Below are 14,958 nucleotides of genomic sequence, written 5' to 3' on the forward strand. Positions count from 1 at the left end.
AATTCAGCGCGATCGCCCCTATCCCATCCTAAATCTCACGCGAGCGAGATCCCTTTCATTCCAAAAGCGCGATCGCCATTCAGATCCATCCAACGCCGATTAATCTTCCCCTAACTCTGAAAACAATAATACCAAATCTCGATCGCCACGCACCACGCGAGCAATATCAATCCCGTCCGATCTGGGGTAGTAAAAAATTAAGTAATCCCTAACAATAAATCCGCGCAAATTGGGGTCAAATATCTCATAACGTTTGCCCATATTGGGAAATTCTGCCACAAGTTTACATTTTTGACGGATGGCATCAAAAAGCTCGCTGGCAGCCTTAGAACTATTTCGAGCAATGTAGTCACAAATCTCATTCAAGTCTCGCACAGCTTCATCAGAAAATGTGTAACTGTTCATACCTCTGACTGTTCTATGCGATCGATCTTTTCTTGCAGTCTGGCAAAAACAAGTTCCCCATCAGTCACTTGTCCCTTAGCAATTTGTGTAGTTCCCACTGCTATTTTCTCGCGCAGTTCTTCGATCTGTCGTTTTCGTTCTCTCAAAAGCGCGATCGCTTCTCCAATAATTTCTTCAACACTGCCATATTTCCCGCTTTGCATTTGCGCTTGAATAAACTCTTCATATTCTGGTTTTAGGACAATATTCATCTAATTGCTCCTTATCAAAGGATCTTTATTATAACTTAGGCTCAAAGCTTGCTGAAAAAGCGATCGGCTTAATCGCGATCGCCCCTATCCCATCCTAAATCTCACGCGGGCGATATCCCTTTCCTTCCAAAAGTACGCGCTGTAGCTATCCCGTAGGGAATCGCCTTTATGTAACTTCTATTCCCCTCACATTACTAAGCAAATGCGAGTTCATATTGCAGAACTAAAATTTCATCTGCTTTCAAAATAGCCATAGCATATTCAATCCCTTGACTATCAGCAAACTCCACTAAATACTGACATTTATTGCCCGTATCATACACTTCAACAATAGTTCCTACAAGTCCTACTGGCAAACTCAAAAGCGATTCTCAGGACGGGTAAAACAAGGATTTATCCTTCACTTACCCGCCCCAAGCTAAAAGTTAAGCCCTACTTATGCCTTAACTTTGCCCCGCTAAACTCAGAAGCAACAATCATCGATCCAATCCCCGCATCCGTAAAGATTTCTTGCAGCAAAGCATGGGGAATTCGCCCATCAATAATGTGAGCGCCCTTCACACCCTGAGCCAAACTCCGCACGCAACAATTAACCTTCGGAATCATCCCCCCAGACACAACTCCCGACTCAACCAACTCTCTCGCTTCCTGAATATCCAATTTAGCAATCAGACTCTCCGGCTTGTGATAATCCTCCAAAATTCCCGCAGTATCAGTCATCAAAATCAACTTTTCCGCTCCCAAACCAGCCGCTATTTCCCCGGCCACCGTGTCAGCATTAATGTTGTAAGATTGACCGTGTTCATCCGCCGCCACGCTCGACACCACCGGAATATAACCGCTGTTTACTAAAGACTCCAAAATCTGGATTTTTACGCCGCTAACTTCACCAACAAACCCAATTCCTTCCCGGCCATCTGGACGAGCTTGAATTAGATTCGCATCCTTGCCGCACAATCCTACTGCTTTGCCGCCAGCTTGGTTGATTAACGAAACAATTTCCTTATTTACTTTGCCCACCAAAACCATTTCTACGACTTCCATCGTCGCGGCATCAGTCACTCTCAAACCATCCTTGAATTGTGGCTCAATTCCTAATTTTTCCAGCCAAATATTAATTTCTGGGCCGCCGCCGTGAACCACAACCGGACGCATCCCCACGCAAGCTAGCAGTACAATATCCCGAACTACTTTGTCTTTGAGAGTGCTATCTTTCATCGCCGCACCGCCATATTTGACCACAATCGTGCGGCCGGCAAAGTGTTGGATGTAAGGCAGTGCTTCGGACAGCACCTCTACTCGATTAGTGTCTGGATTCCTAACAAAATCGCTTTGTTTGAGCATGGGTAGATTACAAAAGACTAAAAAGTTAATTCTAAACTTTAATGGCTAAAGCACATATCAACAGCTACAAAAATCACTTTTTCCTTGATTTTATGAACACTTTGCTCGATCGATCGCCCTTATTCACACCAATCCTCAAAATCTTAATAGGTTTTTTTAATAATTTGACTTAAAATTTTGTATTATAGCTTATAGAATCTTGCTAAAGTCAAGAAATGTATGGCTCCCTTGATTTACTTAACGTTATATGTTAACTGCTGTCGCCCCGGACTCCCAAAACTCTCAGTACAAGCTACCATCAGAAGCTGACTCGTCCCCCCGGATGACGGTATTTTGCGATTTAGACGGGCCGATCGTCGATGTGTCCGATCGCTACTACGCCACCTATCAACAGGGATTAGCCGACACTCAAGCAGTCTACCGCAGCCGAGGAATCAACCTCAACCTCCAAATCCTCAGCAAACAGCAGTTTTGGCAAATGAAACAAAACCGAGTGCCCGATGCTGAAATAGCCAAAAGTTCCGGCTTGTGGGGAGAAGAAATTCACGTTTTTCTGGGATGCGTGAGTCGGATTGTCAATCAGCCAGACTTATTGCACTTAGATCGCATCCAGCCGGGAGTGCAATGGGCGATCGCACTTTTGCACTCTCGTGGCGTGCGGCTGATTTTAGTCACCCTGCGGCCGAGAAATCAAGCCGTTCAACTATTGCAAAATTACGGTTTAGCCAGACTGTTTACTAGCATTCGCGGCACTCAGATGCCGGATGCCGCCTATCACAACTATACAGCCTTAAAAACCGAATTGTTGGCTGAAGTTGCAGAAGAATTTGAGTCATCCTTGGGTTCGGCTTGGATGATCGGAGATACCGAAGCAGATATTCTCGCAGGACAAGCATTGGGAATACCCACAATTGCCGTTACCTGCGGCATTCGCAGCCGCCATCAACTGCAAAAGCACCAGCCTAATTTCATTCTCAGCGACTTAATTATTGCCGTTCATCACTTATTAGGTTTGGGGCAACAAGTAATATTATAATGACTATAGGGCATTGGGCATAGGGCATAGGGCATGGGGCATGGGGCATGGGGCATCGCCCGTATACCTCACTTTTTTGAGAACCTCTATACAGTCAACAGTCAACAGTTAACAGTCAACAGTTAACTAATGACTAATGACTAAGATTTTTCTAAATTCCTGGTCATTTCCCACAAGCGATTGAGGGGAAAATAAATCACCGGAGCCCACAGACTGCTGAGAATAGCAGAACACAAAGCCACTCGCTGGTGATCGCTCCAAATTTCCAGTAAAGCCCGATCGCCCATAGCCAAAAATTGCAGCCCCATCACCGTTTCCGCTACCACCGCCATCCCAAACACAATTAACGCGATCGGAATCGGATCTCTCTCAACAATATCAGCCGGAATCGACCAGGTTTTCAGCAAAACAACTGTTAAGACTCCTACAACAACTAGACTCACAGCGTGGGTGGGATGAGGAGCAGTCATCGCATCTTGAAGAAACCCCAAAGCCAAGCCCATGCTAGCAGCTCCCCAAACTGTGCGTTTCCGCTTAATACTCCAAGCTACCAACCAAATTAACAGCCAGTTCGGGCCAATTCCCAACAATTCCATTCCAGGGAACCGAGTGGGCAATATCAGTATGCACAGCAGCACAGAAACAAATGTAACGCTGAAGTTGAGAAATTGGCGCGATCGCGAAGACAACCGAGATAAACGCTTCATTGCTGCTTTGCTCCCCCCGAAGGTGCAGGAGATTCACCCGGCGCAGCCTTGAGTTCCGCTTGCTTATCGTGAGGGTAAACCACGGCCCACTCCAGAGAATTCATTGGTGCAGAAAACTCAACAATAGCTTCAGGAGCCGGAGTTTTATTCATATCCACCGAAACCACTTTTCCCACCGGCAAACCAGCAGGGAACAACTGACTAAAAGAAGAAGTTGAAACCACATCCCCAGGCTTGACATTGGGAACATTATCAAAGAACTCCATCACAGCCTGATTACCGCCTTTACCGCGCATAAAACCCATGTTGCGACTGCGAGTAATTCCCACACCCAATTGACTTGTAGGATCGCTGGCTAACAGCACCAAGCTAGTATTAGGAGTAACACTGACAACCCGACCTATCAAACCACCGGGGCCCATCACAGTAAAATCTGTTTTGATGCCATCATTACTACCGCGCCCCAAGGTTACTTGCTGCCACCAATGGTCAGCGCTGCGACCGACAATTGGAGCGACAGTCCCTTTAGGTTTCTTAGCAGAAACGTAACCTAAAAGCTCTTTTAGCTTCTGATTTTGAGTCTCTGATTCTAATAGCTGCGCTTGCAATTCTTGAGTACGCGCCGAGATGAGTTGCTCTTGTCCAGAGCCGTTGGCTTGAAACGGACGAGTTACCCAATTGTAAACTTCAAACAGTGCAGCACCTTGTGTTTGTCTAACTCCCCAAGCCGCAGTTACAGCTAAACCTAAAAGAGCAATTGGCAGACGCAGATCCCACCACCTGCGGAGTGTGTTTTTTAGCATAATTTCAGTAATGTAAAATTGTTATGTCAGGATTTTAGATTTTAGATGGCAGACCTATTTCTAAATCCAAAATCCCAAGTTTGTTAACTACATATTGCGCGACGACTGCCCGCTGAAAACCCGTTCCAACTGTTTGTTTTCCAATACCCTACCAGTTCCCAAAACCACGCAGCACAGCGGATCGGCTGCCACGTGAGTGACAATTCCTGTTTCGTGACTGATCAGAGTATCTAAACCTTTCATCAGCGCCCCGCCGCCGGCCAGCATAATTCCCCTGTCAATAATATCTGCTGCTAATTCCGGGGGAGTGCGTTCCAAAGTACGCTTGACAGCTTCCACGATTACTGAAAGCGGTTCCGACATACTTTCGCGAATTTCTGGGCCTTTGATCGTCACAGTTCGCGGTAAACCGGAGAGCAAGTGCAAGCCGCGCACTTCCATGATCACATCGTCATCTTCTGGGGTTGGATATGCAGAACCCACCTGAATCTTAATTTCTTCAGCAGTGCGTTCGCCGATGACCAAATTGTGAACTTTTTTCATGTATTGGACGATCGCCTCATTGAGTTCATCACCGGCCACCCGGACTGACTCACTGATCACCGTACCTTGCAAACTCAAAACCGCAACTTCCGTCGTACCCCCACCGATATCTATAATCATATTGCCAGTTGCCTCAGCCACAGGCAATCCAGCCCCGATCGCCGCAGCGATAGGTTCATCAATTAACCGCACTTCTCTAGCACCGGCCTGAGTAGCCGCCTCAATGACAGCCCGCCTCTCCACTCCGGTGACACCGCTGGGGATGCCAATAATAATCCGCGGCGAAACTAAGCTTCGGCCTTCGTGAACCCTGCGGATAAAAGTCTTGAGCATGAGTTCGGCTGTATCGAAGTCGGCGATTACCCCGTCGCGAAGCGGGCGCAATGCTATGACATTCCCTGGCGTGCGCCCGAGCATTTTTTTAGCATCTTCTCCGACAGCCAGCGGTATTTTTAAGTCTTGGTCGATCGCCACTACGGACGGTTCTTGCAGAACAATACCTTTGCCGGATACATAAACGAGCGTGTTAGCAGTACCGAGGTCGATACCCATATCTCTGGAAAATCGATTGAGAAGACCCACTGATTTGTACCCCCCCAAACTAAAATAGTATTGTGTGCAATAATGTTGTTACAAAAGTGTAACCGAGGTGGATTCTATTACGTTTTTCATCCTGAGTCTAGTCAGAACTGTACATTGTCGAGCATAAGTTGAACGCCGACTCGCCAATCATCCACAATCAATATGTTCTGGTAAGTGGGTGTAAAATCAGGATGAAGCCCTGATTCGCGCTGTTCCAAGTTAAGTTTGGAGGCGATCGCGCGTCTGGGAGAGTTTAACTACATCACCAATCGAGCACATTCCCGAAAAAGTTTATGAGTCTTAATGTTGTGACTTTAGTAGGCCGCGTCGGCGGCGACCCGGACGTGAAGTATTTTGAGTCGGGTAAAGTTGTGTGTAATTTGACGCTGGCAGTCAACCGCAGAACCAAGAACAGCGATCAGCCAGACTGGTTTAATCTGGAAATCTGGGGCAAAACAGCGCAAGTCGCTGCTGACTACGTTCGTAAAGGCTCTCTAATTGGAGTAACAGGCTCTTTGAAGTTCGATCGCTGGCAAGACCGCAATACGGGAACAAATCGCTCGAAGCCAGTAATTAGAGTAGACCACTTAGACTTGCTGGGTTCCAAGCGTGACAATGAATCCGGTATGTCGCAAAACAGCAGCGAATTCTAGCTTTTGGGGAATTGGGGAACTAATATTTGTGAATTGGGTGGGGGCTGGTGACTTCAGAAAAGTTAGAAATAGTTCAAACTGAGTATCAAGCGGGCCGAGTAGCTTTTGAGAGCGGCCTGTATGCTCAAGCTATCCAGAGTTTAGAAACAGCTACCGGTTTGGTCGATCGCACTTCCAGGTTAGGCGGCGAGGTGCAGATGTGGTTGGTGACAGCCTACGAAGCCTCTGGCGATACCGAAAGGGCGATCGAGCTTTGCCGCAAACTCACCCACCATCCCCGCCAAGAAACCCGCCAGCAAGCCAAGCGCTTGCTGTTCATTCTCGAAGCCCCCAAACTCAGTATCCCTGATGAATGGACGGTAAAAATCCCCGATTTAGCAGCTTTAGATGAAAATAAATCAATCAGTTTTCAAGCCAATCCCAACGCTGATATCAAGTACGCTAAACCAAAGCCCGTCGTAGAGGAACCTGTAGATTTAAGTCAGGTAAATACCAAAGGCAATCAATTTGTATGGGTGGCCTTAATGGCGATATTTCTTACTTTAGCAGGCTTAGCTTGGCTGAGTTAAGTAGAAAGAAGTTCGGCAACGAAGTCGCTCCACGGATGTAACGGACGGGTGGAAGAAAAAGTTTTTAGTTATCGTCGCGAGAGAAGGAAGTTCGGCAACGGATTATGTAACGGATTTAACGGATGTAACGGATGGTGGAAGAAGTTTTTAGTTATCTAGGATAGAAGCAAGAATAGACAAGATTGCATTCATTCACAAATTATCTTGAAATTATCTCCGTTAATCTGCGTTGCATCTGCCTTGTATCTGCGGTTTACTGATTAATCAAATATTTATGCAATCAATCAATCTAAAATCTCAAATCTCAAATCTCAAATCGTCAGGCCGCCGGCGAAGAAAGCTAAAATAAAAAAAAGACCAACCTGAAAGGTGATTATTATTGTGAGCGATTCAACCATAGAGCAGATTTTGAAATTGGCAAGTCAGCGAGCTGATGCTGCTGAAGTATACTATCTGTCGAGTCAAGACACCCCGATCGAATTTGAGAACAATCGCCTCAAATCCCTGCAAACCAAAGCACTGCAAGGCGTAGCACTCCGGCTGATTTACAAAGGCAAAATCGGCTTTGCTAGTTCCACAGATTTAAGCCGCATAGACGACTTAGTAGATGCAGCGATTCAAACAGCCGAAATCGGCGATCCCGCAGAATTTGAACTCGCCTCCGACTTCCACCTCAAAGGCCCGGAAACCACCTACACTCCGCCCACAACCCAAGAATTAGTCGAAAACGGCAAAAACCTGATCGAGCAAGTCCACGCCTACAATCCCGATATTATGGTAGATGTCGGCTTTCACGTCCGCAACGGCCGCGTAAAAATTGCCACGACGCGAGACGTGTATGCCGAAAGGTGCAGCCAAATAGTCAGCGGGACGATCGCAGGCAATTTGGTCAAGGGAGAAGACTTTATGCAAGCATACAGTTATGATGTTGCGCGCGATCGCCCCCTCGACACCAACAGCATCCTGCAATCACTCCTCGAAAAATACCGCCTCGCCGAACATCCAGCCAGCATCACCAGCGGTTCCTACCCAGTATTATTTACCCCCAGAGCCGCCGCCAGCACATTAGGAAGTTTGTTTGATACCATCCTGTCAGGTCAAACAGTAGTCCAAAAAGCCTCTCCCCTAGCCGACAAAATCGGCGAAACCTTATTTGACGAACGCTTCACATTTTTTGAAGACCCAACTTTGGGCCCTTCCGCTTGTCCCTTTGACGACGAAGGTACACCAACCACCCGCAAAACCTTGATTGACAAAGGAACTGTTACCGGATTTTATTGGGATCGTAGATGGGCCGCCCGCGCCGGTGTACAATCAACCGGCAACGGTTTTCGTGGCGGATTGTCTCGCCCAGGCCCAGATTTGACTAACTTCTGCATTTCCCCAGGAAATACCAGCACTCAAGACTTGATTGCTAGCATGGACGAAGGTCTCATAGTAGAGCAAGTTTTAGGTGCCGGTCAATCCAATCAGTTAGCTGGCGAATTTTCTGTCAATTTAGACTTAGGCTATAAAGTAGAAAAAGGCAAAATTGTCGGTCGCGTCAAGAATACAATGGTGGCAGGCAGCATTTTTGAAGCCTTTAAAAATTTGGCAGATTTAAGCAGCGAAGCCGAATGGGTAGGCGGTGCGGCATATTTGCCGAGTATGCTGTTTCAACAGTTGGGTGTAGCTTCGAGGCAATAAGTTGAGTGCGGTTAATTTCAGGTGACTCCGACACTGCTGCTATCAAAATGTTAACACTCACGTCTTGGTTTGTAGTGAGGACTTTAGTCCTCTTATCCTAGTTGAGTCAAGAAGGACTGAAGTCCTCACTACAAACCTGGCTTTGCTAATTCATGCAAATAGGAAAAAATAGGGAAAAGGTACAATGAAAGAGCAAAATGTCAAGGATGGAACTGGGAAGAGGAAAAAAAACTTTTTCTTTCTTTTACCTTTTGTTTTTTGCCTTTTAACTCTAGTTACTGGATGCGTTCAGTACGATGTCGGAGTCAACTTTGACAGCCAAACTCGCGGCGCAATCGTGCAGCACATTAAACTGGGGGAAAGGTTGACCAGCTTCAGCAGCGACACTGTTGCAGATTGGTTGAAAAGCGTAGAAAGTCGGGTGAGATTGCTGGATGGAAAAACTAAACGGCTTTCCGAGAGAGAAGTTGTAGTGACAATTCCTTTCAATAATGGCGCCGAGTTAGAAGACAAGTTTAACGAATTTTACAATCCGACGATCGCACCAACCGCAAAATCTCGGGCCGCAAGTCCGCTAGAAACCGATTTGCCCAAGTTTGAATCTCACCTGAGAGTCAAGCAGAATAATTTGTTATTGGTGCTGCGAAATCGGTTAAGTTTGGAATTGGATTTGCGATCGCTTTCTCTGCTTTCCTCAAACGGCAGTCTGCTACTGAGTCCAGGGGCACTTTTGGAGCTAGACTTTAGCTTGAACACGCCTTGGGGCGCCAAAAGTATTGAAAATACTGTCCCCGGTACGCTGGTTCCCGAAATTTACGAACAGGGAAAGCAGTTAGTTTGGAAGCTGAAACCCGGAGAAGTTAACTATTTGGAGGCGACATTCTGGATTCCCAGTCCCGTAGGCATTGGGGCGCTGATTATTGCCTTATTTGTGGCGGCGGGCATTGCTTTGAAATATCAAATATTGCCAGCACTCGGAATTGGGAATAAACCGCAAAACATCGGCCAAACCTAGAGCATTCAAAGGATTGGATGTCGCAGTTGGATGGCTCAAGATTTGGTTGTACAACTGCAATTTCTTAAAGTGCGATTCAAAGTGCGATCGCCTTTTTTATCAATTGAGTCGCCGGATACAAGGATTAATTGACCAGATTTGATCTTATCAAAAAAACTGGCAGCATCTGATAAAAAATAGTTGACAAATAGCAAACAATTTGCTTAACCGGAATTGAGAATTAGGAACAGAGAAAATGCGAGTATTAAACTTCTTCTTCATCTTTCTGATTTGCTTGGCTCTAGTTTTGTTCAGCATTGAGAATACAGAACCGACTACCGTTCAAATTATCAAAGGCTTTCAAGTGAAAGCTCCACTGTCGGTAGAACTAATTATAGCAACTGGATTTGGAGCAATTCTAGCGTGGCTGTTCAGTCTGTGGTCGAGAATGCAGCGAATGCTCACTTCCCGCCAAGAGGCGCGCCAAGTTCGCGAAAAAGAGCAGCAAATTCAGGAGTTACAACAAGATATCGAACGCTATAAAGCAGAAGTAGATGCGAAACAACCTTTGCTAGAAAGTGCAGAAGTGACAAGTCTAAAAACAGCAGTGGCTGAAACAAAAACTGCTGAAGTAACCACTAATTAAATTGAGAGGCTCTCTCTTTCTGAGGGAGAAAAAATCTAAAATCTAAAATCTAAAATCTAAAATCGAATGGCTGTTTCCCGAGACCAAGATGGTTTAGAAACGATTTCTGAGGGGATCGCAATTTTAATTGACTTAGCAGAACGGGGAGAAATCGATCCTTGGGACGTTAAAGTCATTGAAGTGTTCGATCGCTGTTTGAGCAAGCTTACCAACGCCTGCGATGCCGATCAGAGTACGGATTTCTCCGATTTGTCCCACTCCGGCCAAGCGTTTTTGTACGCTTCCATGCTGGTTTTGCTCAAAGCAGAAAGTATCGTCCTCTCTGAACCCCCGGCGAATCCAGAATCGGACGAGGCCGCGCTCGAAGACGCAGAACACTCGGGAGGGCGACATTTGCCGCAGCATCTGGAGCGGCAATTGCGCCGCCGCGGTGTCGCTCAACTACCGCAAAAACGTCCCGTGACTCTCCCAGAGCTGATCGATCAGTTGCAACTCATGAAAGCAGCCATGGAGCAGACAGTTGCTCCCCGCCGCCGCCCGAGTTCAAAAATGCGATCGCAAGCAGCCCAGGCTATCTTTGAGCTAGCTCACCAAGAAAATTTGGTGGAAACTGCTAGCCAACTGGAGCGATTTCTGGCAGAACGGGGTCAGGAAATTGACGAGGGTTGGCTTGACTTGGACAAATTGCTGGAACTCTGGCATCACAACGGTTTGCACCCCTCTGTTCACCCAGAAACCCCGCTATCGACTGAGGAAGTTCATTTGCCGCATCATGACCGCGTGGGTGTTTTTTGGGCGTTGTTGCTGCTATCGGCTCAGTCTAAAGTAGAGTTGCTTCAAGAGGAATTCTACCAAGACCTCAAAATCCGGGCGCTTTGAGCTTGGATGTGCATCAGATAGGCTTCCGGGGCGGGTTGACCAGTCTCTGGAACTCTTGACAGGTCGCCGGACGAACCGGCATCTAGGGCAATTGTAGCTGCATTCACCCGGACTTGAGATTATTTATGATTTCTGATTCCTGGTTGCTTAAATCCAGGTAAATTGGGCTAAATGATTGATAGCCTGGTACGATATCGCCTATAAACAGGTCAGGATTTTGCTGCGATCGATCGATTCGATCGCAACCGCTAGCATCTAATTGTTGAGTTGATATCAATTAACAGAGGGTTGAGGAAGTTAATAATGAAAGCGATGATTCTGGCGGCAGGTAAAGGCACTCGCATCCGTCCCATTACTCATACAATACCCAAACCGATGATTCCCATCCTGCAAAAGCCTGTGATGGAATTTTTGGTTGAATTGCTCCGCCAGCATGGATTTGACCAGATTATGGTCAATGTTTCCCATTTGGCCGACGTGATTGAAAACTATTTCCGCGACGGTCAAAAGTTTGGGGTACAAATTGCCTATTCTTTTGAAGGGCGAATTGAGGACGGAGAACTGATTGGAGAAGCAGTCGGTTCGGCTGGGGGCATGAGGCGAATTCAGGACTTCTCGCCGTTTTTTGACGATACTTTTGTGGTGCTGTGCGGCGACGCTTTGATTGACTTGGACTTGACTGCTGCTGTGAAGTGGCACCGGGAAAAAGGGGCGATCGCTACTATTATTATGAAATCGGTTCCCCGCCATGAGGTTCCCAGTTACGGTGTGGTAGTTACTGACGAGTCTGGCAGAATTAAAGCATTTCAAGAAAAACCTTCTGTAGATGAAGCTCTGAGTACCGACATCAACACTGGTATTTACATTTTTGAACCGGAAATATTCAATTACATTCCTTCGGGCGAGGAATACGATATTGGTTCCCAATTATTCCCGGCGCTAGTAGCAGCAGGTGCGCCTTTTTACGGGATTAGCATGGACTTTGAGTGGGTGGATATCGGCAAAGTTCCTGACTATTGGCGGGCAATTCAAAGCGTGCTGCTCGGACAAGTTAAAAATGTTTCGATTCCGGGAATTCAAGTGCGTCCCGGCATTTACGCTGGTTTGAATGTAGCTGTCAACTGGGACAAGGTTGATATTACTGGGCCTGTTTACATTGGCGGGATGACCATTATTGAAGACGGAGCAAAAATAGTCGGCCCGACAATGATCGGCCCGAATTGTTGGCTTTGCAGTGGCGCGACAGTCGAAAACAGCGTGATTTTTGAGTATTCCCGTTTGGGGCCGGAGGTGCGGTTGGTTGACAAACTGGTGTTCGGGCGCTACTGCGTGGATAAAACTGGTGCGTCGATCGATTTGCAAGCGGCGGCTCTCGATTGGCTGATTACTGATGCTCGCCAAGTTTTACCAACTGTACAGGGAGAAGAGCGGCGGGCGATCGCAGAAATTCTCGGCCATGCTGACTAATTGGTAATTGGTAATTGGTAATTGGTAATTGGTAATTGGTAATTGCTTCCAACTGCCAACTGCCAACTGCCAACTGCCAACTGCCAACTGCCAACTTACTAGGACTGAAGATAAGTATATTGGCCCAGACTCCGCTCGTAATTTTGCAGCAAAAGTTGTGCCTCGGAAAGAGTAATTTTATTTTGCTGCAAAGCTGCTTCTGTCTGACGGCGGATGCTTTCAACCAAACTTTCTGCATCGTATTGTACGTAGCTGAGGACTTCTTTCATAGTGTCCCCTTTCACAACGTGTTCGATATGATAGCCAGAAGGCGTTAGCTGAATGTGAACTGTATTTGCATCGCCGAATAAGTTGTGAAGGTTGCCCATAATTTCCTGATAAGCACCTCCCAAAAATAGCGCCAAATAGTAAGGTTCTCCGGGTTTGAGAGTATGCAGCTCCAAAACCGACTTGACATCTCGCAAATCTATAAATTGGTCGATTTTGCCGTCGCTGTCGCAGGTAAGATCGGCTAAAATCCCGCGCTCAGTCGGTTCTTCGTCGAGTCGGTTAATTGGCATAATTGGGAACAATTGGTTAATTGCCCAACTGTCGGGTACTGACTGGAAAACAGATAAGTTGATGTAATAAATGGATGCCATCACCTTTTCTAGGTCTTCCAAATCGTCCGATACGTAGTCTTTTTGTCGCGCGATCGCCTGTATTTTATCGCAGCAAGCCCAGTACAACTGTTCGGTTTTTGCCCGTTCCGCAATTCCCAAATAGCCTAAGTTAAATAAACTGATTGCTTCTTCCTTGAATTGGATAGCATCGTGATAGACTTCTTGGTAATTTTCGGGAGTGATAGATTGGTAGATTTCGTAGAGATTTCGCGGAATTTGGTGTGCTGTTTCGCCTACAGGTTCTGGTATTTCTCTGGGGACATCGCTAGTCCCGAGTACGTCAAAAACTAAGACTGATTGGTGAGATGCGATCGCCCGCCCGCTTTCACTAATGATAATTGGCACTGGCAGTTTCCGCTCGTCACAGGCATCTTTAACTCCCGCTACTACGTCGTTTGCGTAGTTTTGCATATTGTAGTTTTTGGAAGCGTGGAAGTTGGTTTTAGAGCCGTCGTAGTCAACGCCCAGCCCACCGCCTACGTCCAAGTAGTTCATGTTAGCTCCCAATTGAGCTAATTCTACATAGATGTGGCTGGCTTCTCGAATGGCTTCTTTGATGACGCTGATTGAGGAAATTTGAGAGCCGATGTGGAAGTGCAGTAACTGCAAACAGTCGAGCATTCCAGCTTTTTCAAGTTCTCTGACTGCGCGCATAATTTCTGGAATTGTCAGACCAAATTTTGCCCGATCGCCCGTGGAACCTCCCCAGCGGCCAACGCCTTTGGTAGTGAGTTTGGCTCGCACTCCCAAAATCGGCTTAATTCCTAATGCTTTGCTCGCGGCAATGGCGAGTTCTACTTCCTCAATTTGCTCCAGCACAATCACGGAAGTTTGCCCGAGCCGCTGCGCCAAAATTGCAGTTTCGATGTATTCGCGGTCTTTGTAACCGTTGCAAATTAACAAAGCGCCTGGGGTTTTTAAGGTCGCCAAAGCGATCATTAATTCTGGTTTCGAGCCGGCTTCCAGTCCGAAGTGATGGGGTTTACCAAAACGCACCAAGTCTTGAATTAATTGTCGGTGCTGGTTGCATTTGACTGGAAAGACACCGCGATAGACATTTTTGTAATTGTAGCGGGCGATCGCTCTGGCAAAACAGGAATTTAGGCGATCGATCCGATCTTCCAAAATATCAGAGAATCGAATCAGCAGCGGCAAAGCCAAATTTCGCTGTTTCAGGGATTCTACCAGTTCGCACAAGTCGAGGGAACCGCCGCGATCGCCCTTGGGAGATACTGTAACGTGACCGGCGGCATTGATCGAAAAATAGGGTTCGCCCCAACCTTGAATGCGGTACAGTTTCTCGCTATCTTCGATTGTCCAAGATTTTTGTGGCAGTTGAGAAGTGGCTACCAAAGCACTGTGCGATACAGCCAAACTCGTGACTGTTTGTGGCTGAGTCGATAGCGGCTCGATATCGGAGGAAGCAGCGGTGGCTGGGGAACTCATCTTATCGGAAACCTCTTTTAGGACTGGTCAAATAGATAGTTTATCGCACATATCGGGTTTCCTGATGCAGTTGAAAATTCACTTTGGGTGCAAGGCTGGGCGATTTGAGATTTGAGATTTGACTCCACAGATGGATGAAGCTGGGGGATTGAACTACAATCTCAACCGCGATCGATCTCCAGGACTCATGTCTTCAAGCTGTGTATCCCTATGCAGGTGAACTCGGAAACTGGGTTTCTAAGTTTACCTGCGCCAAGAGTGTTGGGGGGGGGGGGGGGGGGCCCC

General features: G+C 46.8%; 18 protein-coding genes. 9 read left to right on the forward strand and 9 right to left on the reverse strand.

From position 1 onward, the window contains the following. Positions 1–99: 99 nt before the first annotated feature. From QUB68_RS09370 to argB, 4 genes are all read right to left on the reverse strand, one after another. On the reverse strand, positions 100–405 hold the full coding sequence (locus tag QUB68_RS09370) for a type II toxin-antitoxin system RelE/ParE family toxin (protein ID WP_332991573.1): 306 nt from the start codon (positions 403–405) through the stop codon (positions 100–102). Then, positions 402–656, reverse strand: a complete 255-nt coding sequence (locus tag QUB68_RS09375; protein WP_332991575.1) for a type II toxin-antitoxin system ParD family antitoxin — start codon at positions 654–656, stop codon at positions 402–404. The genes QUB68_RS09370 and QUB68_RS09375 overlap by 4 nt, the downstream gene beginning before the upstream one ends. A 194-nt stretch (positions 657–850) precedes the next feature. After that, a complete protein-coding gene (locus QUB68_RS09380) occupies positions 851–1,018 on the reverse strand; it encodes a DUF4926 domain-containing protein (protein ID WP_332991577.1) in 168 nt (55 codons plus the stop codon). A gap of 70 nt (positions 1,019–1,088) precedes the next feature. Continuing rightward, the gene (gene argB / locus QUB68_RS09385) at positions 1,089–2,000 is read right to left on the reverse strand and encodes an acetylglutamate kinase (protein ID WP_332991580.1); all 912 of its coding nucleotides are present in this window, start codon (positions 1,998–2,000) and stop codon (positions 1,089–1,091) included. A gap of 41 nt (positions 2,001–2,041) precedes the next feature. Here argB and QUB68_RS09390 point away from each other — a divergent pair, with 41 nt between their 5' ends. Together QUB68_RS09390 and QUB68_RS09395 are read left to right on the forward strand one after the other, a co-directional pair. Then, the gene (locus QUB68_RS09390) at positions 2,042–2,173 is read left to right on the forward strand and encodes a hypothetical protein (protein ID WP_332991582.1); all 132 of its coding nucleotides are present in this window, start codon (positions 2,042–2,044) and stop codon (positions 2,171–2,173) included. 74 nt (positions 2,174–2,247) lie between these two features. After that, on the forward strand, positions 2,248–3,036 hold the full coding sequence (locus QUB68_RS09395; protein WP_332991584.1) for an HAD family hydrolase: 789 nt from the start codon (positions 2,248–2,250) through the stop codon (positions 3,034–3,036). A gap of 140 nt (positions 3,037–3,176) precedes the next feature. On the opposite strand, the gene mreD is transcribed toward QUB68_RS09395, so the two are convergent. The 3 genes from mreD to QUB68_RS09410 all read right to left on the reverse strand — a co-directional run bounded on the left by mreD (position 3,177) and on the right by QUB68_RS09410 (position 5,671). Next, entirely contained in the window at positions 3,177–3,743 is a 567-nt protein-coding gene (mreD, locus tag QUB68_RS09400) for a rod shape-determining protein MreD (protein ID WP_332991586.1), read from the reverse strand. Next, positions 3,740–4,546, reverse strand: a complete 807-nt coding sequence (gene mreC, locus QUB68_RS09405; protein WP_332991588.1) for a rod shape-determining protein MreC — start codon at positions 4,544–4,546, stop codon at positions 3,740–3,742. The genes mreD and mreC overlap by 4 nt, the downstream gene beginning before the upstream one ends. An 87-nt stretch (positions 4,547–4,633) precedes the next feature. Further along, positions 4,634–5,671 (reverse strand): rod shape-determining protein, encoded by a 1,038-nt coding sequence (locus QUB68_RS09410; protein WP_332991590.1) that lies wholly within the window; start codon positions 5,669–5,671, stop codon positions 4,634–4,636. A 293-nt stretch (positions 5,672–5,964) separates the two neighbouring features. On the opposite strand from QUB68_RS09410, the gene QUB68_RS09415 reads away from it, so the two are divergent. From QUB68_RS09415 to QUB68_RS09440, 6 genes are all read left to right on the forward strand, one after another. After that, a complete protein-coding gene (locus QUB68_RS09415; protein WP_332991592.1) occupies positions 5,965–6,324 on the forward strand; it encodes a single-stranded DNA-binding protein in 360 nt (119 codons plus the stop codon). 47 nt (positions 6,325–6,371) lie between these two features. Then, the gene (locus QUB68_RS09420) at positions 6,372–6,893 is read left to right on the forward strand and encodes a tetratricopeptide repeat protein (RefSeq protein ID WP_332991594.1); all 522 of its coding nucleotides are present in this window, start codon (positions 6,372–6,374) and stop codon (positions 6,891–6,893) included. A 381-nt stretch (positions 6,894–7,274) separates the two neighbouring features. After that, a complete protein-coding gene (locus QUB68_RS09425) occupies positions 7,275–8,579 on the forward strand; it encodes a TldD/PmbA family protein (protein WP_332991596.1) in 1,305 nt (434 codons plus the stop codon). A gap of 184 nt (positions 8,580–8,763) precedes the next feature. Then, positions 8,764–9,594, forward strand: a complete 831-nt coding sequence (locus tag QUB68_RS09430; RefSeq protein WP_332991597.1) for a DUF3153 domain-containing protein — start codon at positions 8,764–8,766, stop codon at positions 9,592–9,594. 235 nt (positions 9,595–9,829) lie between these two features. Beyond that, on the forward strand, positions 9,830–10,219 hold the full coding sequence (locus tag QUB68_RS09435) for a LapA family protein (RefSeq protein ID WP_332991599.1): 390 nt from the start codon (positions 9,830–9,832) through the stop codon (positions 10,217–10,219). Positions 10,220–10,285: 66 nt separating this feature from the next. Then, positions 10,286–11,098 carry a segregation/condensation protein A gene (locus QUB68_RS09440; RefSeq protein ID WP_332991600.1) on the forward strand — a complete coding sequence of 271 codons (813 nt, stop codon included), beginning with the start codon at positions 10,286–10,288 and terminating at the stop codon, positions 11,096–11,098. Positions 11,099–11,201: 103 nt separating this feature from the next. On the opposite strand, the gene QUB68_RS09445 is transcribed toward QUB68_RS09440, so the two are convergent. Further along, entirely contained in the window at positions 11,202–11,375 is a 174-nt protein-coding gene (locus tag QUB68_RS09445) for a hypothetical protein (RefSeq protein WP_332991601.1), read from the reverse strand. 26 nt (positions 11,376–11,401) lie between these two features. On the opposite strand from QUB68_RS09445, the gene QUB68_RS09450 reads away from it, so the two are divergent. Continuing rightward, positions 11,402–12,565 (forward strand): NDP-sugar synthase, encoded by a 1,164-nt coding sequence (locus tag QUB68_RS09450; protein ID WP_332991603.1) that lies wholly within the window; start codon positions 11,402–11,404, stop codon positions 12,563–12,565. Positions 12,566–12,663: 98 nt separating this feature from the next. Here QUB68_RS09450 and speA read toward each other — a convergent pair whose 3' ends face one another. After that, positions 12,664–14,673, reverse strand: a complete 2,010-nt coding sequence (speA, locus tag QUB68_RS09455; RefSeq protein ID WP_332991605.1) for a biosynthetic arginine decarboxylase — start codon at positions 14,671–14,673, stop codon at positions 12,664–12,666. Positions 14,674–14,958 lie beyond the last annotated feature (285 nt).

It is taken from the genome of Microcoleus sp. A006_D1 (assembly GCF_036702805.1).
Lineage (GTDB): Bacteria > Cyanobacteriota > Cyanobacteriia > Cyanobacteriales > Microcoleaceae > Microcoleus.

Coding starts and splice junctions, on each gene's coding strand:
- argB (WP_332991580.1), bottom strand. CDS start 2,000: ATGCTCAAACAAAGCGATTTTGTTAGGAATCCAGACACTAATCGAGTA.
- QUB68_RS09440 (WP_332991600.1), top strand. CDS start 10,286: ATGGCTGTTTCCCGAGACCAAGATGGTTTAGAAACGATTTCTGAGGGG.
- mreC (WP_332991588.1), bottom strand. CDS start 4,546: ATGCTAAAAAACACACTCCGCAGGTGGTGGGATCTGCGTCTGCCAATT.
- mreD (WP_332991586.1), bottom strand. CDS start 3,743: ATGAAGCGTTTATCTCGGTTGTCTTCGCGATCGCGCCAATTTCTCAAC.
- QUB68_RS09375 (WP_332991575.1), bottom strand. CDS start 656: ATGAATATTGTCCTAAAACCAGAATATGAAGAGTTTATTCAAGCGCAA.
- speA (WP_332991605.1), bottom strand. CDS start 14,673: ATGAGTTCCCCAGCCACCGCTGCTTCCTCCGATATCGAGCCGCTATCG.
- QUB68_RS09430 (WP_332991597.1), top strand. CDS start 8,764: ATGAAAGAGCAAAATGTCAAGGATGGAACTGGGAAGAGGAAAAAAAAC.
- QUB68_RS09395 (WP_332991584.1), top strand. CDS start 2,248: ATGTTAACTGCTGTCGCCCCGGACTCCCAAAACTCTCAGTACAAGCTA.
- QUB68_RS09435 (WP_332991599.1), top strand. CDS start 9,830: ATGCGAGTATTAAACTTCTTCTTCATCTTTCTGATTTGCTTGGCTCTA.
- QUB68_RS09390 (WP_332991582.1), top strand. CDS start 2,042: ATGGCTAAAGCACATATCAACAGCTACAAAAATCACTTTTTCCTTGAT.
- QUB68_RS09370 (WP_332991573.1), bottom strand. CDS start 405: ATGAACAGTTACACATTTTCTGATGAAGCTGTGCGAGACTTGAATGAG.
- QUB68_RS09450 (WP_332991603.1), top strand. CDS start 11,402: ATGAAAGCGATGATTCTGGCGGCAGGTAAAGGCACTCGCATCCGTCCC.
- QUB68_RS09415 (WP_332991592.1), top strand. CDS start 5,965: ATGAGTCTTAATGTTGTGACTTTAGTAGGCCGCGTCGGCGGCGACCCG.